The organism is Ruminococcus sp. RTP21359st1_H3_RTP21359_211015, from assembly GCF_040909065.1.
GTDB classification, from domain to species: Bacteria; Bacillota; Clostridia; order Oscillospirales; family Ruminococcaceae; genus Hominimerdicola; species Hominimerdicola aceti.
The window spans coordinates 20,801-45,050 of the sequence record NZ_JBDGDD010000018.1 but is presented as its reverse complement, the minus strand read 5'-3'; the positions used below and the strand labels follow the sequence as shown (position 1 = coordinate 45,050).

The window sequence follows — 24,250 nt, the reverse complement described above, 5'->3', positions numbered from 1 at the left end:
TATCTTTTAGCTATCATACTTTTCTTTGTTTTCGCATCTGAATTCCGTAAACACCGCTTTATTGCCTTTATCCTCATATTTCTGAGCGTAAAGACCAATAACAACTCCCGTGAAATTACCTGCAAGCTCAGTAGACAAAAACTTCGTTTGAGCTCCGCCCAAGTCTATATCTCCCGAAAGCGTTTTCGCCGAGAAATTGTATGTAAAGTTGGAAGCATTACAGCAAAGCACAGCCGAGCTTTCTCCCTGTGGCAATGCTATGACATGATCCTCATGGCGAATATCGCCTATGCAAAGTCTTCGGAATAGCTCGACGCCTTTATCTGTGCGTCTTAACGCTATCTCATAATGCTGATCTGGGGTCATGTAGAACACCAATCCTGCTTCGCCCTCTGTTATCTCGACTTTGCACTCCACGTATAAATTCATTTCTTTCTGTCTTATGCAGATAAAAGCAGGCGAGCCGTCTGCCTCAAAGATCGTATGCTCGTTTGGCGTAAGCTCAAAGCGTTTTTTATCGAGCTTATAAAGGTTCATATCGGGGTTTTGCATAAAGCACCACTCACGTCCGACTTTGGTATTCTCGAAAGTGTATTCTTTCCAAAACTCCTGCCTGATATCCCCGAGTCTGTCGGTTTCAACTTCCTTGCGAGTTGTGCCATTATCGCCCATTGTGAACCAGCCGTTCTCGTCGAAAGTCACTGGTACGAGATAGACTTCTCTGCCTGTAATGTGGTGCATCACCCACATATTTATCATTCTGAACGCAAGGTGGACGCACCAGAAGTTGCCGTTTTCGTCCTCCACAAGGTCACCATGACCGCACCCTTGTATCTCGTATCCACCAAGATTTCTGTTTGTTAGAACTGGGTTGTGAGGATAATTCTCAAAAGGACCATAAGGGGTCTTACCTTTGGCATAGACTATCATATGACCGTATTCCGTGCCGCCCTCAGCCGCCATAAGGTAGTATTCGCCCTTTATTTTGTAGAGGTGCGGGCTTTCAAGGAAACGTCCGCCTGCACCCGTCCAGATGGTCTTGCTTGGCGTGAGCTTTTTGCCTGTTTCGATGTCTATTTCGCACTGTGTAACACCATGGTTGCCCTCATCGTCCTCACCATTGGACATAAAGTAGGCTTTGCCGTTCTCAAAATACAATGACGGGTCGATACCGCCCTGCTGAACATAAACAGGCTCAGACCATTCACCATGGATATCGTCAGTGTAGACATAGAAATTTCCGCCATTCGTGACGTTGGTCGTTACCATGTAAAATCTGCCATTATTGTATCTTATAGTTGGAGCATAGATACCGCCACAAGAGCCTGCCCCCTCCAACGGGAGCTGACTTTTTCTTGTGAGAACATGACCTATCTGCTTCCAATTCACAAGATCGTCGCTTTCATAGAGGGGAACGCCCGGGAAGAACTGAAAAGAGTTGCAAACAAGATAGTATTTGCCCTCAGCCTTACAAATGCTAGGGTCAGGGTAAAAGCCTGATATGACTGGATTTATGTACTTCATATTGTGACCTCCGTTTATATTTTACAGACATTATAATCTATTTCAGATGGCTTTTCAATAGCTTCTCGTGCAGTATGAGTGAATTTTTGTGCAAATGAAAAAACAATTTCCGTTTACGATTTTGGAAGTGGGTAGTGGCGATCAATTGGTACGGATATCTAGGCGGAATAGTAGCTTCGATGGGCAAATGCTGTTCTCTCCTATAGATTTTTTGCGGGGATATATGTTAAGTTAAACGTTTTTGATAGCGTGTTCAGTATAAAAGTTACAAATTGTAATTTTTGCTCCGACATTTGTTCGTATGGCATATAACAGTCTATATTTGGGGGATATATTTGAATATAGAACTTGTGTTTCTTGTGAAAACAAACAAATATTTTAGTCATTTCGGCAAAAAGCGATAAAATCTGTTGTCAAATTGTAACCTTTATGATATTATGAAGTTGATATACGAAAACGTATAAGATAATTCTGTCAGTTAGGGGGCGTTTGGAATGGAAAAGGGGCTGAAAAAAGTTTTTTCGGCTGTGGGCGCAGTATTTTGTGCTGTTATGATGATCATGCTTTGTCAGGTGACAAATGCGGTGAGCTACAGCGAACAGACCGTCACTGTGGACTATGATTATCAGGTCATAGACTCTTTTGAGGGCGTTGACGCTAAATACGTTCTCGGCTATTCCGACACCGGTTATTACTGCTGTGCAGGGTATGTTTCACGTTTTTATGAAGAAAAGTTCGGCGTTACAGTATACAACATAAACATGGTGGACGACAAGCCTAGCGTGTACTGCTACGGCAAAAGGGCGGAGCTTCGTGAAGTGAAAACTCCGCAGGCCGGGGACATAATGCAGGACAAGGATTACTCTCATGTTGCCATTGTAAAGGACTGTCAGGGTACGACGGCTACTCTTATCGAGCAGAACTACAAATGGACTTGGAACGACACTGTTTACACTGTGAAAAACAGAAAGGTACTTACTAACAATCACTACTTCTACAGACTTTACATAAACGGCGTTGCGCAAAGTCTTGACATCGACACGACAAGACCTGTTATCGCAAACGCAGGCTGTGAGAACATCACGGGAAAAGGCTACACTGTTAAAGCGGATATTTCTGACAACAGGGCTGTGACTTCGGTAAAGGTATCCACTTATTTTGAGGGCAACAAGGCAAAGACTATAAGCCGTGTTTACACATCGGCGGTGAACTCGCTTTCACACTCAGTAAAGGTAACTGACCTTGGTGGCAAGGACGGATATTATATTACAACCATAACGGCTACTGACGAGGCCGGGAACAGCTCTGAGCAGGTCATAAAGACTTATGTTGACACAACTGCGCCGACCATATCGGGGGCAAAAGTGGAGAACATCACAGCAAAGGGCTTTGATGTTTCTTGCAATGTGAGCGACAAGAGCGGAATTTCAAAGGTAGTCTTCCCTGCTTACCCTACAAAAAATGGTGAAAGTGCAAAGAAATACGCAGGCGGAAAGCTTTCGGGTGGCAAGGCTTCGGCTTATGTTTCTGCCGAGGACTATTCAGTAAAAAGCGGTGAATTTACCGTTAAGATAACGGCTTATGACAAATACGGAAACAGCTCAGCAAAAACTATAAAGGCTAGCATAAAGCCTGCGGTTTCGGTAACATTGGATAAGGCTTCACTGACTCTTGACAAGGGCAAAAGCAGTGTTATTTCTGCAAAAATGGGTGGCGGAAGCGGTCTGACGGACTTTGTTTCCTGGAAGTCTTCTAACAGCAAAATTGCTTCTGTGTCAAACGGAAAGGTCACTGCAAAAGGGGTTGGCAGAGCAACTATCACGGCATACACAACAGGAGGAAAAAATGTTAAATGTACTGTCACTGTAAAGGGTAAGATCAGTGACAGCAGTATTTCGGCTATAAAGACGCAAAGCTACACAGGGAAGGCGGTTTCTCCTGCGCCTGCAGTGACATATGGTGGCAAAAAACTTGTAAAGAACACTGACTACACTGTGAGCTACTCAAAGAACACAGCCATAGGTCAGGCGAGCGTGAAAATAACAGGCAAGGGCTTATACAAAGGCACAAAAACTGTGAACTTCAACATTCGTCCTGCCACAGTGACGGAGCTAAAAGTTTCTTCCACCGGTGAAAAGAGCGTTAAGCTTTCTTGGAAAAAGGTTACGGGTGCTGACAGCTACGCTATATACAGATATGACAGCACAAGCAAGAAATGGCAGAGGATAAAAACTGTAAAGGCTGTGAGCTTCACTGACAGCGGACTTGCTCGTGCAAAGGGGTACAGCTACAAAGTAAAGGCTGTGAAAAAATCTGGCGGAAAAGAATACATTTCGGCTAGCTACTCAAAGGCTGTAGAGGCTGTCACAAAGCCTGCAAAGGCTTCATGCACGGCTAAATCAGCAGGCAGCGGCAGCATTGAGGTATCATGGAAAGCTGTTGGGGGTGCAAGCGGATATGAGATATACTCCTCTTCAAATGGCAGTGATTATGTGAAGTCGGCAAAGGTGGGTGGCTCTCAAAAGAGTGCTATCGTATCAGGATTTGAGCCTTACTCACTTAGAATGGTAAAGGTAAGGGCTTACAAAACTGTAAACGGAAAGACTTCTTACGGGGCTTTTTCGCAGGCGGTTATGGTTATTGTCAAGTAGGCTGGATACAGAAACATATGATATAAAATAAGCAAGCGATAGGTGATATGTGGGCGACCAAGGGTCGCCCCTACGATAGTTCAAGCATTGTAGGGGACGGCGCCCTCGACGTCCCGATTTCGGAACGTTACCATTTGTAAGATCGCAAAAACTTGTGTAATTTCGCCATATATCGGTCGCCACTAAGATACATGACTGGTACGCTACACAATTGAGGTAAACCAAACGAGCGAACAATGTTCGCCCCTACATTTTTTTATTGCTACACAAAAAAAGGACAGCACTTTGGAAAAATGCTGTCCTTTTTCTATATTCATATGGGTCTATCTTTCCATTTTCCAGAACTCTACAGAGTATGGCTTAAGCTCGCTGCCGCCACCAAAATCATGGATAGTGCCTGTAAGAAGCTCCTCTGCCTGACCGCAGCCTGCGTCAAAGTGAGCTGTGAAAGGCTGATCGTCAGCGTTTATTGCAACAAGGACACGCTCACCCTCGAACTCACGCTCGATTATACACTGCTTATTGGTAAGAACAGGTATTTTGATAGAGCCATAGCAGAGAGCCTTGCTGTTTTTGTGTGCCTCTGCCATTTTAGAGATAAGCTCTGTAAGGTCGTTCCACTCAGGCTTTTCAAAGCTTACACGGAGAGCAGGGTCGCCCTCGCTCTTGTTTGCCTTTGTTCCCCACTCTGAGCCGTAATATACACATGGGATACCAGGCATACCAAAGAGCATTCCATAGATAAGTGGCAAATGACGCTCATTTGTGAGCTGGCTTGCTATTCTTGATACGTCATGGTTATCAACAAAGCACAGCAGGTGCATTCCTCTGTATCTGCACCAGTTCTCAGGTCCGAACTGATTTTTCAGAGAGTGGCATATCTCGAACATATTCATGCAATTGAAGCTTGAATAAAGTCCCTTATAGCACTCGTAGTTCGTGCAGGAATGGAGCATTTCAGGATTTACCCACTGAGCGTAATCACCATGTAGAAGCTCGCCGATAAGAACGAAATCCTGCTTGAGCCAATCGCAATGCTGTCTGAGGCGCTTCAAGAAGTTCTTATCAAGGCAATATGCAACGTCAAGGCGAAGTCCGTCTATATCAAACTCCTTGACCCAATTTGTTATGCATTCCAAGATATGATCCACTACCTGTGGATTGTTAAGGTTTAGCTTAACAAGGTCAAAGTGACCCTCCCAGCCCTCATACCAAAGTCCGTCATTATAGTTGCTGTTGCCGCCGAAATTGATATGGAACCAATCTTTATATGGTGAGTTCTCACGGTTTTTCAGAACGTCCTGAAAAGCCCAGAAGCCTCTGCCGACGTGATTGAAAACGCCGTCCAAAACTACCTTTATGCCGTTTTCGTGAAGCTCTTTGCAGACCTTTGCAAAGTCCTCATTTGTGCCAAGGCGGCAATCTATCTTGCGGTAATCTCTGGTATTATAGCCGTGAGTGTCAGAATCGAACACCGGTGAAAAATAGATAGCGTTGGCACCAAGCTTTTTGATATGAGGTATCCAATCTATTACCTTTAATATTCTGCTTTCCTCTTTGCCGTCATTCTCAAATGGCGCACCGCAGAATCCAAGAGGATAGATCTGATAAAATACACTTTCGTATGCCCACATAATATTATCTTCCTTTCTGATACTAATAGAAAATGTTGTTCGCAGATGAAATATGATTTGCTGAGAAAAAAGCAGGCGAAAGCTGTTCGCCCCTACAGGGTAGCGTTACGTTATTTGTACACCAATTCTTCAACTCATTCATATTTTATTGGTTATCTGCGAAACTATAGTTAAACTGTACAAAATACAACAAAAGGCAACACCGCACAAGGATTGTGCGTAAGATGCGCCGTCAGATTTTTCGTCAGATTGTGCTAAAGCGACGCAGGAATACTAACGTATTCAAAGCTGGTGAACCAGCTTGAGAGCTTTAGTGCGATATGACGGAAAATCTGCAAGCAGATTGCGTGCAAAGCCGACAGGCGTGCCTTGTGCGGTGTTGCCTTATTATTATATCAAACTTTGGCATATTTCTCAATACTCATTTTTCATTAATATAATCCACACTTTTGTGCATTTTGTACAACTATTGACAAATCAATCGTGAAATGATATTATATTTATAACAAATGTCAAGGGTTGATTTTTGGTAAAGGCAGGGATAAAAATATGAAGAAGATACTTGTGCTTTTCACAGGCGGAACTATCGGGAGCATTACTACTGACGGCATAATAGATGTTGAGCGAGAGGGAAAATACGCTGTTGTGGAGGCTTACAAGAGTGCATACGGCGATGATGTGGAATTTGAATGTCGACAGGTACTTAATATACTCAGCGAAAACATGGGGTTTTCGGGGTGGGAGAAAATGATACACGAGATAAACAGCATTGACACGGCTTTATACTCGGGAGTTATCCTCACCCACGGAAGCGACACGCTTGCTTACACTTCTGCTCTGCTTGGAATGTATTTCAGGCATTTTGATATACCCCTTTTTATTATCGCAAGCAACAAGCCCATTGGCGAGAAAGGTTCAAACGGGCTTTTCAACTTCACCTCGGCGGTAGGTCTTATAAAAGAGGGAAAATACAAGAGCGTTTTCACGCTGTACGAGAGGGTCATGCTTCCTACTAGGGTGATACCTGCAGACACCTGTCGGGACAGGTTCGGGGTATATGGTTATGACGGCTTCAATGATTTTTCGATTTTCAGCGGAGTGAGCGAGAATATGCTGTCACGCCCTAGGAAACGGATTTTCCATAATGATGTCAAATTTGGGAAGCGTGTTCTTTTTATAGAGGGTTATCCTGCAATGGACTTCGAGTGCTTTGTGCCAAACGAGGACACGGCGGCGGTGCTTTACTCACCTTATCACAGTGCGACGGCTTGCACTGACGTTTCAGAAGGGAAAAGCTATGCACTGACGGAATTTATCAAGCGGTGCATAACAAAGAACATTATGGTGTATATTTGCGGTCTGAAAAGAAAAGTGCCTATATACTCCACTGTGGCGGAGATAATAAAGGCAGGCAGCATACCAATATACACCACCTCAGCGGTGGCGGCTTATATGAAGCTTCTGCTTGCTTACAATCAGGAGGAAATGCCTGTGAAAGAGGTCATGGGGAAAGACCTTTTCTTTGAGGAGGTAAAATTCTCATAAACATTGTTTCAGTTATTGACAAAATGCTGAGCTTGTGATAAAATCAAAGTATATTAAAATAGTATATTTAGAAAAAGTACAACGGAGGTAATAAAAATGGCAGACACAAAAATTTCAGACTCAGTTATTTATATTGGTGCAGACGATCATGACATTGACCTTTTTGAGAGCCAATATGTTGTGCCAAACGGCGTTTCGTACAACTCTTATGTTATCATTGACGAGAAGATAGCGGTAATGGACACTGCTGACCCTAGGGTAACGGACGTTTGGTTTGACAATCTTGAAAAGGCTTTGGGCGGCAGAAAGCCTGATTATCTTGTTGTTCAGCACATGGAGCCTGACCATGCAGGAAACATCAAAAAGCTTGCGGAGAAATATCCTGAGATGAAGATAGTGGGAAATGCAAAGACTTTCCCTATGATGAAGCAGTTTTTCACCATTGACGGACTTGACGATAGGTCTGTTGTGGTAAAAGAGGGGGACACGCTTTCTCTTGGAAGCCACACGCTTCAGTTCGTAATGGCGCCTATGGTACACTGGCCTGAGGTAATGGTGACATACGAGCAGAGCGAAAAGCTTTTGTTCTCTGCTGACGGATTTGGAAAGTTCGGCGCACTTGATGTTGATGAGGACTGGGCTTGCGAGGCTAGAAGATACTATTTCAACATTGTGGGCAAATATGGTGCACAGGTGCAGGCACTGCTGAAAAAGGCGTCGGCACTGGACATAAAGATGATACTTCCTTTACATGGTCCTATACTCAAAGAAGATCTTGGTTACTATCTTGGACTTTACAACACATGGTCAAGCTATCAGCCTGAGAGCAAGGGCGTATTCGTTGCGTATGCGTCGATACACGGAAACACTGCAAAGGCGGCTGAAAAGCTTGGTGAGATGCTGAAAGAAAAGGGTGCTGAGAAGGTAGTTATCAGCGATCTTTCAAGAAGTGACATGGCAGAAAATATTGAGGACGCTTTCAGATATGACAGGATCGTACTTATGGCAAGCAGTTATGACGGCGGTGTATTCCCTGTTATGGAGGATTTCCTTATGCACCTGAAGTCAAAGAACTATCAGAACAGAAAGATAGGTCTTGTAGAGAATGGTTCATGGGCGCCTACTGCGGCCAGGGTCATGAAGGGCTATGTGGAAAACTTCAAAAATGTTACCATTGCTGAGCCTGTTGTGACTATACGCTCCACACTTAATGAAGCTTCGGAAAAGGCTTTGGGCGAGCTGGCTGAGGTCATGGCTAAGGGTGAATAAATTTCGCTCAGTCAGATAAATCAGACACAAAAAAAATGCGGGCGGCCAGAGGTCGCCCCTACAGATATGAAAAAGGCAGGACGTTTTGTCCTGCCTTTTGTGTTATATCACATTGCCGTCTGTGGTGATTATTCTTACTGCCACGGGGATATTTTTGCCGCTGTCGGTGACTGCTTTTCTTACTGCGTGTTCTATTCCGCCACAGCATGGAACTTCCATTTGAGCTACTGTTATGCTGCGGATATTATTTCTTTTCACTATCTCGCCAAGCTTTTCGGAATAGTCTGTGGCATCAAGCTTCGGACAGCCTATGACGGTTATTTTGCCTGTCATGAAATCGGAATGGAAGCTTCCGCAGGCATAAGCTGTACAGTCGGCTGCGACAAGCAGGTCTGCACCGTCAAAGTATGGTGCGTTCACAGGTACAAGCTTTATTTGCACAGGCCACTGCATAAGCTGTGACGGAGTTTTTGCTGACGGGGTATCTACCGGGGCTGGCTTTTTGGCAAATGTTTTCATCATTGAGCCTGGACAGCCATGGAAAACAGGCTTGCCAAGGCGTTTTTTGTTTTCTTCCACTGCCTTTTCGTCATAGGCGGCAGCTTCTCGCTCAACAAAGGATATGGCGTTCGTTGGGCAGGCTGGAAGACAATCTCCAAGACCATCGCAATAATCGTCACGCATAAGCTTTGCTTTGCCGTTCACCATGCCTATTGCACCTTCGTGGCAGGCTTTAGCACAAGCACCACAGCCGTTGCACTTTTCTTCGTCTATTTGTATTACTCGTCTTATCATATGGTTACCTCCGTATTTTTATTGATATCTTTCGTTTCGGCATAAAGCTCTTGACTTTATGCTATGATTATAATATAATCTTATCGCAAAGTCTGTTGTAATTACAACAAAAGCATAAAATTATTTCGTAAAAATGAGGAAGATAAAATGGATAATAAATACATCAAGATAATAAAAAACACTCCCCTTTTTCAGGGCATGAGCGACGAGGAGATAGTTCAGTTTCTCAGACCTGACGGCAGTGGCATAAAAAGCTTTCGCAAGGAAAGCTATATTTTTCACGCAGGAGACAAGACCGCTTATTTCGGCATACTTCTGGAGGGCAAGGCACTTATCGAACGTGACGAGCTTTGGGGCGGCAGGAGCATAATCGCTCCTTTAGAGGCAGGACAGCTTTTCGGAGAGGTCTATGCCTGCACAGGTGAACCGCTTGGGGTGAGCGTATGTGCAAAGGAGCAATGCACAGTGCTGTTTTTATCCCCTGAGTCTATTATAAAGGAAAGTTCGACGCTGACGGCTAGGCTTCTAAAGATAACGGCTATGAAAAATCTCAGGCTCAACGAAAAGATACAAGTGATAACCCCAAGGACTATCAGAGAACGTGTTATGGTTTATCTTTCTTCGCTTGCAAAGAAAAGCGGATCGCACATTGTCACGACAAATTTCGACCGTCAACAGCTAGCAGATTTTCTCTGCGTTGACCGCAGTGCGCTGTCAACAGAGCTTGGAAAAATGCACCGTGAGGGGCTGATAGATCTAAATGGTCGGGAGTTTATACTGCCTGAAAACTGTTCTCGTGGAACGTGATTTGTTAATTTATATGTAAATAATAAGTCATTTAACCATATTCATTTTTTCTGCTCTTTTTAAAGAAAAATTGCATATTTTATATTGACACAACCTGCTTTGTGTTGTATAATATATATAGTGCCGCCGTGACAGTTCATAATTACTTAAACGTTTATTGCGGAAATGTATTTATTTACAAATGGCCACGGTATTGGGAAATTGATTGAAAGGATTGATTGCTTTGGCAAAGAAGAATGAAAGCATAAGCGACAAGATCGTTCGTTTGTATAAGGAGGGCTACTCCATTCCTGAGATAGCAAAAGAAATGGAGATGCCTAAGGATAATGTTCCGAGAATACTTGAAAAGCACTTCCCTGACTATGCAAGCTTTGAACAGCCTGTAAGAGAGGGTGCTGATGAAAACGGCAACGGGAAAAAGAGCGTTTTCAATATGTCTGTAAGCGAGCTTTTCGGAAAGAAGAACAAAAAGCAGGAGAATGTTGAGCCTGCAAGGGTAACTGTAAATCTGGCTATGGACGATGACGGATTTGTTGATCACAGTGTTGCGGCTATCGCCTCAATGCTTCAGAAAGGCAGAAGCGTAAACGATATCGCAGGATTCTTTAATAAAGATCCCGAGGATATCAAGGCTGTTCAGGGCTGCATGGACGAGCATTTCAAAAGAATGAATACATACAAGGGTCCAAAGGTCGACCCTGCGTCTGCGCCTAAGGAAGAGCCTGTTCAGAACATAACTGATCCGCTGGCGGCAAGCCTTGCAAGCGGCATTGCAAAGAGAAAGAGCAATATGTATGCAACAGGTATCGAAACACCTGCAAAGGCTGAACCTGTTTCCGCTCCTGTTCCTCCTGAGGACAATAGCGTTCACCTTGTTACTCCTGAGGCTCTCAAAGAGGCTGAGGAAAAAGCTAAGGCAGAGGAAAATGCAAAGGCTGAAGCTACTGTGGCTGAGGAAGTTCCTACAATGGACGAGGTCGAGATGCCGTCAATCGAGCCTATAAGCCTTGATGACACAATGGTGGTTTCACCTGCCCCTGAGTCTACTATGCCGTCTATAGAAGACGAGATAGCTGAAAAGAAAGCTGCGGAAGCTGAAAATACAAATAATAATGAGGAGGGCGAGAATATGGGTATGAGTCCAATGGAAAAAATGCGTATGTTTGCGCAGGAGCAGATCGAGCTGAACAACAAGAAGATCGACGAGCTTAAGGCAAGCATTGCTGAAACTGAGGCAAAGTCTTTGGATCTCGGTAAGCAGGCAAGCGATATTTACGAGGAGATCGTTAAGCTTCAGGAAAAGGCTAAGGCACTCAACGCCGAGAAGGAGCAGGTTGATATTCAGATCAGTCAGGTAAACGCTGAGATCGAAGGCATTAGAAAAGAAAACAACGAATTCAAGAGCTATATGTAATAGCATCTTATTCAAATCATATAAGGCAGGAGGCTTCGGTTTCCTGCCTTTTTTATTTGCGAGGAATGAAGTGGAAAATAGCACAGATGATAAACAAAAGAAGCAGGACGTCGCATTTCTGCCAAGCAGAAATTGCGCCGCTCCCCTACAGGTGGTGGCAGGCTGATGTTTTTTGATTAAAGTCAAACTTTTTTACCTGAAAGTATTGAAAAATAACGGCAAATATGGTACAATGCTTTTATAAACCTTGAAAGGATATTTTATATGAGCAATATACTTATTCTGGCATTCCTGTTCTTTGCAGGGTGTCTGATAGGCTGGGGGATAGAAGTTATTTTCAGACGATTTGAGCCTAACAACAAAGCAAGAAAATGGATAAATCCTGGCTTTCTTATTGGTCCTTATCTGCCTTTATACGGCTTCGGGCTTTGCACCCTTTATCTGCTGGCGGGACTTGAAAAATTTATACACACTGACAACACGGCCTTGCAGAAGTTTATACTTTTTTTGCTTATGGCTATTGCAATGACAGTGATAGAGCTTATTGCAGGCGAGATATTCATTGTGAAAATGCACGTCAAGCTGTGGGACTACACTGGAAACAAATTCAACTATAAAGGCATAATATGTCCGTTTTATTCGCTCATATGGGCAGCACTGGGCGCGGTCTATTATTTCTTTATACACCCATACATTCTTGACGCACTCAACTGGCTTGCGAATAATTTGGCGTTCTCGTTCTTTATCGGATTTTTCTATGGTGTTTTTGCTATCGACCTATTCTATTCCCTGAAGCTGGCAGAGAAGATAAAAACGTTTGCGGAAGAGAATGATATGGTCATCAGATACGAGGAGTTCAAACGGCACATCAGGGAAAGTTCAGAGGAGAGAAAAGAGAAATACAGATTTATGCTTTCCATGGGCTCAGGTGCAAGGCTTGGCGAGCATTTGAGAAAGTATCGTGACAAACAGCGTGAGGAGCAACGTGGACACAGGCTCAATGACTTTATATCAAAAATAAAAAAGTCGGATACATGAAAATTAACAAAATAACCATTGACAAAACATCAGCATGGTGATATACTGATTTCATATGTAAAAAACGTTGACGAAGACAGTAGGCTTTATGCGAAAATCTCAGCGAGCCGCCGACAGTGAGAGGGCGGCATGATTAGCTTCAGGCTGAATATCACTTCCGAGTTGCAGGCTGAAAATCAGTAGATAAGTAAGCTTCGCCGCTTTTCCTGCGTTAAAGGGAACGCATATGTCAGTATGCTGAAAAGGTGGTTTGCGAATGGCTTTACGGCTTTCGTCCTGTTTCAGGGCGGAAGCCTTTTTTATTGCATTTTATCTTTATGCGTAACTGATCGTTTATTACAAAATCAGAAAGGATTGATCTTCGTGTACAAAAAGGTTGACACCAATCTGAACTTCGTTCAGAGAGAAAAAGAAGTGGAAAAGTTCTGGGACGATAACAATATCTTTGAAAAAAGTATTGACAGCCGTAAAAAAGGCGAGTCCTATGTTTTCTATGACGGACCTCCAACGGCTAACGGCAAGCCGCATATCGGTCACGTTCTCACTCGTGCTATCAAGGATATGATACCAAGATACCGTGCTATGAAAGGCTATCAGGTACCTCGTAAGGCTGGCTGGGACACACATGGTCTGCCTGTTGAGCTTGAAGTAGAGAAAATGCTGGGGCTTGACGGCAAGGAGCAGATCGAGGAATATGGTCTTGAGCCGTTTATCAAGAAGTGTAAAGAGTCTGTATGGAAATACAAGGGTATGTGGGAGGACTTCTCAGGCACTGTTGGCTTCTGGGCTGACATGGAACACCCTTATGTTACCTATGACAACAATTTTATAGAGTCTGAATGGTGGGCTTTGAAGCAGATATACGAAAAGGGCTTGCTTTACAAGGGCTTCAAGATAGTTCCTTACTGCCCACGCTGCGGCACACCGCTTTCTTCTCACGAAGTTGCTCAGGGCTACAAGACAGTTAAAGAGCGTTCTGCTATCGTTCGTTTCAAGCTTGTTGGCAAGGACGAATACTTCCTTGCATGGACGACAACTCCTTGGACGCTCCCTTCAAACGTTGCCCTTTGCGTAAACCCAGATGAAACTTACTGCAAGGTAGAAGCCGCTGACGGCTACACTTATATTCTTGCCGAAGCACTTCTTGACACTGTTCTCGGCAAGCTTGCAACTGAGGACAAGCCTGCATACAAGGTGCTTGAAACTTACAAGGGCAAGGATCTTGAATATATTGAATACGAGCCGCTTTATGAGTGCGCAGGCGAAAGCGCAAAGAAGCAGGGCAAAAAGGGTCACTTTGTTACCTGTGACAGCTATGTAACTATGTCAGACGGTACAGGTATCGTTCATATTGCGCCTGCTTTCGGTGAGGACGACTCTAAAGTCGGAAAGAAGTATGATCTGCCTTTCGTTCAGTTCGTTGACGGCAAGGGCGACATGACTGCTGAAACTCCATATGCCGGAATGTTCGTAAAGGACGCTGACCCTGAGGTACTCAAAGACCTTGACAAGTCAGGCAAGCTTTTTGCCGCTCCTAAGTTCGAGCATGATTATCCGCACTGCTGGAGATGCGGCTCACCTCTTATCTACTATGCAAGAGATACTTGGTTCATCAAAATGACAGATGTCAAGGACAGACTTATCGCAAACAATGACACTATCAACTGGATTCCTGAGAGCATTGGTAAGGGACGTTTCGGTGACTGGCTGAAAAACGTTCAGGATTGGGGCATTTCAAGAAACAGATATTGGGGTACTCCGCTGAACATTTGGGAGTGCGAGTGCGGTCACAGACATTCTGTCGGCTCTATCGAGGAGCTTAAGTCAATGTCAGACAACTGCCCTGATGATATCGAGCTTCACAGACCATACATCGACGCTGTAACTATCAAATGTCCTGAGTGCGGAAAACAGATGCACCGTGTATCAGAGGTAATAGACTGCTGGTTCGACTCAGGCTCAATGCCTTTTGCACAGCACCACTATCCATTTGAGAACAAGGAGCTTTTCGAGTCACAGTTCCCTGCTGACTTCATTTCAGAAGCTGTTGACCAGACAAGAGGTTGGTTCTATTCACTCCTTGCTATCTCAACGCTTATATTTGACAAAGCACCATACAAGAACGTTATCGTACTTGGTCTTGTTCAGGACGAGAACGGTCAGAAGATGTCAAAGTCAAAGGGCAACGCTGTTGACCCATTCGAGGCACTGGCTAAATACGGTGCAGACGCTATCAGGTGGTATTTCTACACCAACTCTGCTCCATGGCTTCCTAATAAGTTCCATGACAAGGGCGTAACAGAGGGCCAGAGAAAGTTCATGGGCACGCTTTGGAACACATATGCGTTCTATGTGCTTTATGCTGAGATAGACCAGTTCGACCCTACAAAGCACAAGATAGAATATGACAAGCTTTCCGTTATGGACAAGTGGCTGCTTTCAAAGATGAACTCTATGATAAAGGCTGCTGACGATAACCTTAACAACTACAGGATACCTGAGGCTGCAAAGGCTATGCAGGAGTTTGTTGATGATCTTTCCAACTGGTATGTAAGAAGAGGCAGAGAGAGATACTGGGCACAGGGTATGTCACAGGACAAGATAAACGCTTACATGACTCTTTACACTGCTATCGTTACGCTCTGCAAGTGTGCAGCACCTATGGTACCGTTCATCACTGAGGAGATCTATCAGAATCTTGTTAGAAGCGTTGACAAGGACGCTCCTGAGAGTATCCACCTTTGCGATTATCCTGTTTGCGACGAGAACATGATAGACGAAAAGCTTGAAGCTGACATGGAAGAAGTTCTGGAGATAGTTGTTCTGGGACGTTCTGCAAGAAACGGCGCAAGCCTTAAAAACCGTCAGCCTTTGAGCGTGATGTACGTTGCAGCAGACCACCCACTTGACAGCTACTATATCGACATCATCAGGGACGAGCTTAACCTCAAGGACGTTCAGTTCTCAAATGATGTATCTGCATATATCGATTACAAGTTCAAGCCACAGCTCAAGACACTTGGTCCAAAGTACGGCAAGCAGCTTGGGGAGATAAGAACACAGCTTTCACAGCTTGACGGACACAAGGCTATGGGCGAGCTGAACGAAACTGGCAGTCTGAAACTCACGCTTTCAAGCGGTGAGATAGCACTTGACAAGGATGATGTTCTTATCGAGTCTGAGCAGAAAGAGGGCTTCTACACCCTTTCTGAAAACGGCGTTACTGTTGCTATCAGCACTGTTCTCACTCCTGAGCTTATTGAAGAGGGCTTTGTAAGAGAAGTTATCAGCAAGGTTCAGACAATGAGAAAGGATTCGGGCTTTGAGGTAATGGATCACATCACTGTTTCTGTAAGCGGCAGCGAAAAGGTTATGGCTGTTGTTGACAAGAACAGAGAGGCTATTTCTCATGACGTTCTTGCAGACGATATCGTACTTGGCGAAAATGTCGGCAACGAAAAGGATTGGGATATCAACGGCGAAAAGGTTTCTATCGGCGTAAAGAAGAACTAATTCTGAGATATAAAAAATCAAGCAGGACAGCTTTCGGGCTGTCCTGCCTTTTTTTGTTTTGGGTTATAAGCCATGCACAGCTCCCCATACATAAAACACACAAAAAAATGGCGAGGTGAAAGACCTCGCCATTGATTTTTTATATTACTTTCTTGCTTCCAGAGCGGAGATAGATTCCATTATCTTTGACATCTTCTCCTCTGCCTTTGCAAGCTTTGCCTTTTCGGCTTCGATAAGCTGTTCAGGGGCTTTTGCAAGGAAGCCCTGATTGCTGAGCTTCTTGCTAAGGAAGTCTATATCCTTCTGTGCATTCTTTCTGTCCTTATCAAGACGTGCAAGCTCCTTGTCAACGTCTATGATATCGGCAATCGGAATGAAAAATCTTGCACTGTCTGTAACAGCGGCGGCGCAATCCTTTTCCTCACACTTATCTGTAATGATGACCTCAGATGCAGAAGCAAGTCTTTCAAAGAACATTATGCCCTGTGAGAATACTTCTGGCTGTGCAGTTTCAATATAAAGCTTTGCCTTTACAGACGGCGGAACGTTCATTTCACCACGGCAGTTTCTTATGCTCTTTATGCCTGCGATTATCTTCTCAAATGTTGCTTCTTCATCGGCAAATTCAAGCTTTTCGTCATATACAGGGTAATCCTGAACCATGATAGCTGTGCCGTCATTTACGAGAGCCTGCCAGATCTCCTCGGTGATATAAGGCATGAATGGGTGGAGCATTTTCAGCATTCCTTTCATTACCCACACGAGAACTGCCTGTGCTGTGGCTTCTGTTTCACCGCCTGCGGCTATTCTTGGCTTTGTAAGCTCGATATACCAATCGCAATAGATATCCCAGATAAAGTCATAAAGCTTTGAAACTGCTACGCCAAGCTCGAACTTATCAAGATTATCGTTTACTTCCTTTGCAAGAGTATTGAACTTTGATATTACCCACTTATCCTCAACATTGAGGTTTTCAGGGAGCTTATCAGCCTTGAAATCGTCAGGAAGATTCATCATGATGAATCTTGCGGCGTTCCATATCTTATTGGCAAAGTTTCTTGAGGATTTTACCTTATCCTCGATAAATCTCATATCGTTTCCAGGTGCGTTGCCTGTTGCGAGCATAAATCTCAGGGCATCTGCGCCGTACTGGTCGATGATAACAAGCGGGTCGATACCGTTGCCGAGAGATTTTGACATCTTTCTGCCCTGTGAATCTCTAACAAGGCCGTGGATAAGAACAGTATCAAAAGGCTTCTGCTTCATGTTCTCCATGCCTGCAACTATCATTCTGGATACCCAGAATGGAATGATATCATAGCCTGTTACGAGAGTGTTTGTTGGATAGAAATACTCAAGCTCCTCTGTCTTGTCAGGCCAGCCGAGAGTTGAGAACGGCCACAGTGCTGATGAAAACCATGTATCGAGGGTATCAGGGTCCTGACGCATTTCCTTGCCGCACTTAGGACAGCAAGCGTGGTCTTCCTTTGTTACGACGGTTTCACCGCAATCGTCGCAATAAAATGCCGGTATCTGATGACCCCACCAAAGCTGACGTGAGATACACCAATCTCTGATATCGTTCATCCAGTTAAGGTAGTTCTTCTCAAATCTTTCAGGAACAAACTTGATAGAGCCGTCCTCAACAGCCTTTATTGCAGGCTTTGCAAGCTCGTCCATTTTAACGAACCACTGGAGTGATACTCTTGGCTCGACTGTTGTTCCGCAGCGGTAGCAAGTACCTACGTTATGCTCGTGGTCTTCAACATAAGCAAGGAAGCCGCCCTTTTCGAGATCCTCGACTATCTTCTTTCTTGCCTCGTATCTATCCATGCCTGCATACTCAGGATAATCGTCAACTATCTTTGCGTCCTCAGTAAGAACGTTGATAACAGGCAGGTTATGTCTTTTACCGACTTCAAAGTCGTTAGGGTCATGGGCAGGAGTTATCTTTACGACACCTGTACCAAACTCCATATCAACATAGCTGTCGGCAACGACAGGTATCTCTCTGCCAACAAGCGGCAAAGTAAGTGTCTTGCCTACGATATCCTTATATCTTTCGTCCTTTGGATTTACTGCAACGGCAGTATCGCCGAGAAGCGTTTCAGGACGTGTTGTAGCAAGCTCTACATATCCGCTTCCGTCTGTAAGAGGATATTTCAGATGCCAGAAGTGGCCGGCCTGATCTTCATACTCAACCTCTGCGTTTGAGATAGATGTACGGCAATGCGGGCACCAGTTGATTATTCTTTCGCCTCTATAGATAAGTCCCTTATTATAGTAATTTATGAAAACTTCCTTTACAGCCTTTGAACAGCCCTCGTCCATTGTGAAACGCTCTCTGTCCCAATCGCAGGAAGAGCCGAGCTTTTTGAGCTGCTCAACTATTCTGCCGCCGTATTTCTTTTTCCAATCCCATGCTCTTTCAAGGAAACCGTCCCTGCCGATATCGTCCTTTGTAAGACCCTCTTTACGCATAGCCTCAACGATCTTAGCCTCAGTAGCTATCGAGGCATGGTCTGTTCCCGGTATCCACTCTGCGGCATATCCGCTCATTCTCTTCCAGCGGATAAGTATATCCTGCAAAGTTTCATCAAGGGCATGACCCATATGGAGCTGTCCTGTGATGTTCGGTGGTGGGATAACTATACAGTATGGCTCTTTCTTGGAATCAGGCTCAGCGTGGAAAAATCCGCCGTCAAGCCAATATTTGTAGATCTTATCTTCTACCTTATTAGGCTCATAAAGCTTTGAAAGCTCTTTTTTCATTATAAAACAATTCCTTTCGCAAATATTTTTCTATCACAGTATCGTGGCAAGACCAAGAGGCATTGCCTTTTTGCCGTCAGACTCGTGTCTTAGGCTGTCTGCGAAACGGAACTGTGAATTTCATTTGAAAGCTGAATTTGAGATCACACATTATATTCTTTCCTTTCCGCATGATATGGCATTACTGCACCTATTATAATATTATCTCACTTTTGCACCGAATTGTCAAGGGCTGATGACGGTATGGAACGAAAAAAGCAGAACAGCTTGAAACTGCTCTGCTGAGAGTGTTGAAAAAGACTCAAACAAGCGGGACGTCGAGGGCGCCGTCCCCTACAACTTGCATAAAAACGAATTTACGCTTACAGCTTGAAATGAACGGGCATACCATTTTTCATTGCTATTTTTACCTCGCCTTGGATAAGTGGCAGGAAGTATCTTACGGCTTCCGGCTTTACGTCATTGCCGTCCTCGCTTAACCACTGGGCAGGGAAGAATTTTTCCTTATTTGCAGCATCATGGGCGTCAACGCTGTCAACGGTCACAACATAAGGCACGTCGCTGATACGCTTGAATATCATCATTTTACCTGTTTTCCCTGCAAGAGCCGCTTTTACGCCTGCTGAGCCTATTTCCTCGGCTTCGTCTATATCCGTCTTTGAGCAGATATGAGAAGAACATCTCTGCATAACGTTAAGCTCAATAGAACGGACTTTACAGCCGATATTCTCTTTAACGAGCTGTTCAAGTGTCTTTCCTATGCCAGAGAGATACTCGTGACCGAAATTATCCACAACTCTCGGCTTATTTTCCTCGCCTTTAAGCTTTACGCCCTCGGAAACTGCGATGATAACGGCTTTGTGCTTTGCCATTTGATTTCTTATGTCCTCGAGAAACTTTTCGGCGGTAAAGTTATTTTCAGGGAGATAGATAAGGTGAGGGGCTATCTCGTCATTTGCTCTGAGTACGCAGGTGGAAGCTGTGAGCCAGCCAGCGTGTCTGCCCATTATCTCAACGATAGTGACGGACTCGATAGAATAAACCGAGCTGTCACGGATTATCTCCTGAACCGTTGCGGCAACATACTTTGCGGCAGAGCCGAAGCCTGGTGTATGGTCTGTTACAGGCAGGTCGTTATCTATAGTCTTTGGTATGCCTATAACTCTTATCTTTGAATTTCTTGCCGCAAGATAATCGGAAAGCTTTGCCACGGTATCCATAGAATCGTTTCCTCCGATATAAAAGAAAGCTTCTATCCTATGCTTTTCAAGGCAATTCAAGATACGCTCATATGTTTCACCGCCCTCCTCAACATCAGGAAGTTTATAACGGCATGAGCCGAGAACTGTTGACGGTGTCTGTCTTAGAAGCTCCATATCCTCATTTGTTTTTATAACAAGCTTAAGATCTATGAGCTGGTCGTTTATGATACCCTCGATACCATTGAGCGAGCCGAAAACGGCGTCTATCTGTGGAGTTTTCACAGCCTGTTTGAAAACTCCCACCAATGAAGCGTTGATAGCGCAGGTAGGTCCTCCTGATTGTGCAACGGCAATATTCATTATGATCAATCTCCTTACAGCTTACTGAGAATATTAAAATTCTCATATTTGTTATTATTATAGCATATTATATATACAAATAAAAGGGTTATGAAAATTTATTAACATATTTTTTCCCTTTGTAACAAAACAAGCCTTCAAGAAAACGTTATATCTATCCACTTTGATAATTTTCACATCTATTACATAAAAATGCCTCCCGATTTACACCATATTGTTATAAAGTAAATGTAAATCGTAACCGAATTTTAATTGACAGAACAGTTTATATTTTGTATAATTAAAGATATAGACACGAAATGTGTCGAACTCTAGTCAATGAACCGAAAGGAAGAATATAAATAATGCCTGACAACAGAAACAATAAAGGCTACTATCGTCCCGAACAGGATCGCAGACCGCAGGGTCAGAACAGACATCAGCAGCAGGAAAGCTCCACTTGGCTCACTCCTACTGTAAAGGGAATAATAGCGATACTGCTGACTGTACTTGTGGTAGCCATAGTAATAATGATATTTGCAAAAACTCTTTTTGTGAACACCAACACCACTCCGAAAAAGACCGGTACGATAACTTCTACGGAATACATTCCGCCAAAGACCACCACCACTTCGGAAAAGCCACAGGAAACATCTAAAAAGTCCAAAAAGGCCACTGAGCCTGACGAAGATCCATATGACGGTGATAAAGATGACAACGGTGACGCTGTTGGTGATATCCAGTGCATTAGTGCAGTTTATCTCCACCCACAGCCTACATCGAGCAGTGAAAATCTTCTCACTATCCCATCGGGTGCGACCTGCAAATACTACCGCAACGAAAACGGCTGGTATTATGTTGAATATAATGGCACAAAGGGCTACGCATGGCAGACATTCTTCTCGACACCACCACAGTAATGTGTTTTACGATTTCTTAAATAACGCAGAAAGTGCAGCATGGAAATATGCTGCACTTTCTGTTTATATACGCAAAAAAGCGGAGGTGTTGTCCTCCGCTTGATGTAGCTTATCATACAGATAGAACGTGTTAAATAGCGGGCGAACGCTGTTCGCCCCTACACACAAATGTTACAATTAGAGTTCTACCTTATAATCCTCTGAGCCTACACCCTTTACAGTGTAGTAAGCAACGCCCTCTTCAGGCTTGATGTATACTGAAACTGTCTTTGGTGTTCTGTGACCCTTTGCCTTGTAGTCAGCCTTTGCAGCAGCCACTACAGCTTCAACATTTATCTCTACGCCTGCGAACTGAACGAATACCTCGTCCTTTATCTCAGCCTCAACTGCTTTCTTTACAGTTTCCTTCTTGGCCTTTGTTGCCTTTGCTGCGGTCTTTACTGCCTTTTCTGCCGTCTTGACAGCTTTCTTTGCTGTTTCCTTTACTGCTGCGCCTGTCTTTTCAGCGGCAGACTTTACCTCAGCCTTGACTTCCTTTACAGCTTCTTCTGCCTTTTTGTCAGCGGTGATCTTCTTTTCAGCCATTGTAAAACCTCTCCTTTAAAAGTGTTACTAATTACTTATCCACAGCCTCTTTAAGAGCCTTGCCTGCCTTGAATGCAGGAACCTTCTTTGCAGGAACATGGATAGGCTTCTTTGTTGCAGGATTGATAGAATCCTTAGCTGCACGATCTCTTACCTCAAATGCACCAAAACCTACGATAGATACCTTTTCGCCCTTTACAAGTGCCTCTGTGATAGTTTCTGTTACAGCCGCAAATGCCTGCTCTGCTTCCTTTTTAGAATAGCCGCCCTTTTCTGCTATTGCGGATATCAGATCATTTTTTGTCATTTTGAATCTACCTCCGTTATAATTTTTTACATTGTTTTTATGCTGTTATTATAACGTATTTGACCCCTCTTGTCAATTAATTTGCCCGATTTTGCGTGCTTTCTTGCAATCTTTGTAGCTTTACATAAAAAAGAGGCATAGTCACCGCTTGATTTTTGTACTTATTCACACGTTGGAAATAGTATTTATAATTTAGCCATAATTAACTTTCAATCAGCATCATTATTTTTTTATAAACGCCTATTTTTCGCACTTTGTAAAAATCACCCACAAAATATTCTTACATATATTTCATTTCAAAGTTCATTAAATATTTACATTCTTTTATATATTCTCTCATGCAACATAATTCATTTTTTCAATCCGTATTTTTCATAAAAAGCTTCAACATCGCTGTCGCTTTTCACAAGCTCGGGATACATTATCTCACGAGTGTTGCGGTTATAAAATCCGATAGTTTTCTCGCCTGTGCAGGTGCTTGACATTATTTTTATCTCCATTCCCCTGCACTCCTCAGGGACGGGCTTGACAGTTTTCTTTTTGAAAATTCCCATGGAAACTCCCCCTAATATTTTTTCAAACGTCTTATATAAGCGAAAGTGTAGTCCTCGCCTTTATCACGAAGCATTGTAAGAAGCTTCTCCAAAAGGTCTGATGTTTCAGGGTGGATGGCTCTTGTCTTTTTTGCTCTTAAAAAGTACGCAAGAGGTGCGCCGTCGTCGTATTTGTCTTTCATATATATCTTGCTTGCGGCAACTCTGTCGCAGAACATTTCTTTCACATATTTAAGTGGCATTTTCACAGGGGTCATCAACTTAGTCCGCAGGTCATAGTCCGTCCAATATTCAAAGTGATGCTTATTTCTTCCCTTGTGATGCATCCAGCCGTAAGAAAATCCGTATTCTTCACGCTCTGCTTCATGGGGCGAACGTGTGCCTTGATAATATTTACAGCCCTTGAGAAACTCCTCCGGGGAATATTTTGAAAGGTCATGCCTCAGACCCTGCCACAAAATGCCTGCCTTATAGCAGTTTTTTATCACTCCGTGGCGATGTCTTGTAATGGTCTTGAAATGCTCCCATGCCTTTATCAAAACGCTCATCTCCTCTGCATTTCATCTTATGACCTTATTATACTACTTTTGCGTTATTATTTCAACAGCCTGCGGTCATTTTCTGCTGCCGCAGATATCAAGTAGGGGACACTCGCTGCAGCGTTCTCCCCTTGCCTTGCAGTATTCACGTCCGAACAGTACAAGGCGGTGACAGAAATCAGAGGATCTCTCAGGGGGAAGTATCTTTCTCAGATCCTCTTCCACCTTTGCAGGCTCTTTATTTTTTGTAAGCCCAAGTCTGCCGCATATCCTTATACAGTGGGTATCTGTGACCACCGCAGGCTTATGAAAAACATCTCCCATAACAAGATTTGCCGTCTTTCTGCCTATGCCTGCAAGGGTAGTGAGCTTTTCTATAGTATCAGGTATCTCACCGCCATAGTTATCCATTATCTGTCTGCACATTGCTACGATAGAGCGAGCTTTTGTTTTATACAGACCGCATGGGCGTATTATCTCCTCGATATCAGCAACATCTGCGTTAGCAAAATCCTCAATGGTCTTATATTTTGCAAAAAGCTCTTTCGTGACGATATTCACCCTTGCGTCTGTACACTGTGCAGAAAGCCTGCCTGCTATCATAAGCTCGTGGGGCTTTTTATAGTCAAGGGAGCATATGCCCTCGGGGTAGACCTGCTCCAGCCTTTCCACTATCATTTGTGCACGTTCTTTCTTTGTCATCGGTACTGCTCCTTTGTTTATAAGTGCTTTATTACTTTATATTGTACACTTTTTTGCAGGATTCGTCAACCAAAATTTCATATCAGGGACGATATTCCAGCGGGTTTGTGCGTTATATCGGCATAAAAATGTGTTTTGTC

The 24,250-nt window shown here is 43.8% G+C and carries 18 protein-coding genes; 8 read left to right on the top strand and 10 right to left on the bottom strand.

Features of this window, described 5'->3' with window-relative positions:
- Positions 1-6: 6 nt before the first annotated feature.
- Positions 7-1,524 carry a family 43 glycosylhydrolase gene (locus AB5Z01_RS08855; protein WP_368365471.1) on the bottom strand — a complete coding sequence of 506 codons (1,518 nt, stop codon included), beginning with the start codon at positions 1,522-1,524 and terminating at the stop codon, positions 7-9.
- Between the two features lie 494 nt (positions 1,525-2,018).
- On the opposite strand from AB5Z01_RS08855, the gene AB5Z01_RS08850 reads away from it, so the two are divergent.
- Positions 2,019-4,175, top strand: a complete 2,157-nt coding sequence (locus AB5Z01_RS08850) for an Ig-like domain-containing protein (RefSeq protein ID WP_287215235.1) — start codon at positions 2,019-2,021, stop codon at positions 4,173-4,175.
- A 323-nt stretch (positions 4,176-4,498) separates the two neighbouring features.
- Here the strand turns inward: AB5Z01_RS08850 and AB5Z01_RS08845 are convergent, their stop codons facing one another.
- Positions 4,499-5,809, bottom strand: coding sequence for an alpha-amylase family glycosyl hydrolase (locus AB5Z01_RS08845; RefSeq protein WP_022286667.1), 1,311 nt, complete (start codon positions 5,807-5,809; stop codon positions 4,499-4,501).
- A 549-nt stretch (positions 5,810-6,358) separates the two neighbouring features.
- On the opposite strand from AB5Z01_RS08845, the gene AB5Z01_RS08840 reads away from it, so the two are divergent.
- Together AB5Z01_RS08840 and AB5Z01_RS08835 are read left to right on the top strand one after the other, a co-directional pair.
- The gene (locus AB5Z01_RS08840) at positions 6,359-7,354 is read left to right on the top strand and encodes an asparaginase domain-containing protein (RefSeq protein WP_287215237.1); all 996 of its coding nucleotides are present in this window, start codon (positions 6,359-6,361) and stop codon (positions 7,352-7,354) included.
- Between the two features lie 96 nt (positions 7,355-7,450).
- Entirely contained in the window at positions 7,451-8,623 is a 1,173-nt protein-coding gene (locus AB5Z01_RS08835) for an FprA family A-type flavoprotein (RefSeq protein ID WP_117957750.1), read from the top strand.
- A 102-nt stretch (positions 8,624-8,725) separates the two neighbouring features.
- On the opposite strand, the gene AB5Z01_RS08830 is transcribed toward AB5Z01_RS08835, so the two are convergent.
- Positions 8,726-9,418: an ATP-binding protein gene (locus AB5Z01_RS08830; protein ID WP_195220441.1), complete on the bottom strand. Its 693-nt coding sequence runs from the start codon at positions 9,416-9,418 to the stop codon at positions 8,726-8,728.
- Between the two features lie 147 nt (positions 9,419-9,565).
- Between AB5Z01_RS08830 and AB5Z01_RS08825 the strand changes: the two genes are divergently transcribed.
- The 4 genes from AB5Z01_RS08825 (at position 9,566) to ileS (ending at position 16,190) form a co-directional block, all read left to right on the top strand.
- Positions 9,566-10,225: a Crp/Fnr family transcriptional regulator gene (locus AB5Z01_RS08825; RefSeq protein ID WP_195220443.1), complete on the top strand. Its 660-nt coding sequence runs from the start codon at positions 9,566-9,568 to the stop codon at positions 10,223-10,225.
- Positions 10,226-10,448: 223 nt separating this feature from the next.
- On the top strand, positions 10,449-11,639 hold the full coding sequence (locus AB5Z01_RS08820; protein ID WP_195220445.1) for a hypothetical protein: 1,191 nt from the start codon (positions 10,449-10,451) through the stop codon (positions 11,637-11,639).
- Positions 11,640-11,903: 264 nt separating this feature from the next.
- Positions 11,904-12,677, top strand: coding sequence for a hypothetical protein (locus AB5Z01_RS08815; protein ID WP_287215241.1), 774 nt, complete (start codon positions 11,904-11,906; stop codon positions 12,675-12,677).
- Positions 12,678-13,040: 363 nt separating this feature from the next.
- On the top strand, positions 13,041-16,190 hold the full coding sequence (gene ileS, locus AB5Z01_RS08810) for an isoleucine--tRNA ligase (RefSeq protein ID WP_195220447.1): 3,150 nt from the start codon (positions 13,041-13,043) through the stop codon (positions 16,188-16,190).
- A 144-nt stretch (positions 16,191-16,334) separates the two neighbouring features.
- On the opposite strand, the gene AB5Z01_RS08805 is transcribed toward ileS, so the two are convergent.
- Both AB5Z01_RS08805 and AB5Z01_RS08800 read right to left on the bottom strand, forming a co-directional pair.
- The gene (locus AB5Z01_RS08805; protein ID WP_195220449.1) at positions 16,335-18,962 is read right to left on the bottom strand and encodes a valine--tRNA ligase; all 2,628 of its coding nucleotides are present in this window, start codon (positions 18,960-18,962) and stop codon (positions 16,335-16,337) included.
- Between the two features lie 362 nt (positions 18,963-19,324).
- Positions 19,325-20,524, bottom strand: a complete 1,200-nt coding sequence (locus tag AB5Z01_RS08800; protein WP_117863161.1) for a 6-phosphofructokinase — start codon at positions 20,522-20,524, stop codon at positions 19,325-19,327.
- A gap of 344 nt (positions 20,525-20,868) precedes the next feature.
- Here AB5Z01_RS08800 and AB5Z01_RS08795 point away from each other — a divergent pair, with 344 nt between their 5' ends.
- Positions 20,869-21,423, top strand: a complete 555-nt coding sequence (locus AB5Z01_RS08795) for an SH3 domain-containing protein (protein ID WP_195220450.1) — start codon at positions 20,869-20,871, stop codon at positions 21,421-21,423.
- A gap of 177 nt (positions 21,424-21,600) precedes the next feature.
- On the opposite strand, the gene AB5Z01_RS08790 is transcribed toward AB5Z01_RS08795, so the two are convergent.
- The 5 genes from AB5Z01_RS08790 to nth all read right to left on the bottom strand — a co-directional run bounded on the left by AB5Z01_RS08790 (position 21,601) and on the right by nth (position 24,110).
- A complete protein-coding gene (locus tag AB5Z01_RS08790; protein ID WP_046440964.1) occupies positions 21,601-22,008 on the bottom strand; it encodes a DUF6465 family protein in 408 nt (135 codons plus the stop codon).
- A 31-nt stretch (positions 22,009-22,039) separates the two neighbouring features.
- Complete coding sequence (locus tag AB5Z01_RS08785; protein ID WP_368365470.1) at positions 22,040-22,315, bottom strand: HU family DNA-binding protein; 276 nt, start codon at positions 22,313-22,315, stop codon at positions 22,040-22,042.
- 350 nt (positions 22,316-22,665) lie between these two features.
- On the bottom strand, positions 22,666-22,869 hold the full coding sequence (locus tag AB5Z01_RS08780; RefSeq protein WP_038670658.1) for a hypothetical protein: 204 nt from the start codon (positions 22,867-22,869) through the stop codon (positions 22,666-22,668).
- 11 nt (positions 22,870-22,880) lie between these two features.
- Positions 22,881-23,417 (bottom strand): DUF5662 family protein, encoded by a 537-nt coding sequence (locus AB5Z01_RS08775; protein WP_038670656.1) that lies wholly within the window; start codon positions 23,415-23,417, stop codon positions 22,881-22,883.
- 66 nt (positions 23,418-23,483) lie between these two features.
- Positions 23,484-24,110 carry an endonuclease III gene (gene nth, locus AB5Z01_RS08770; RefSeq protein ID WP_195220451.1) on the bottom strand — a complete coding sequence of 209 codons (627 nt, stop codon included), beginning with the start codon at positions 24,108-24,110 and terminating at the stop codon, positions 23,484-23,486.
- Positions 24,111-24,250 lie beyond the last annotated feature (140 nt).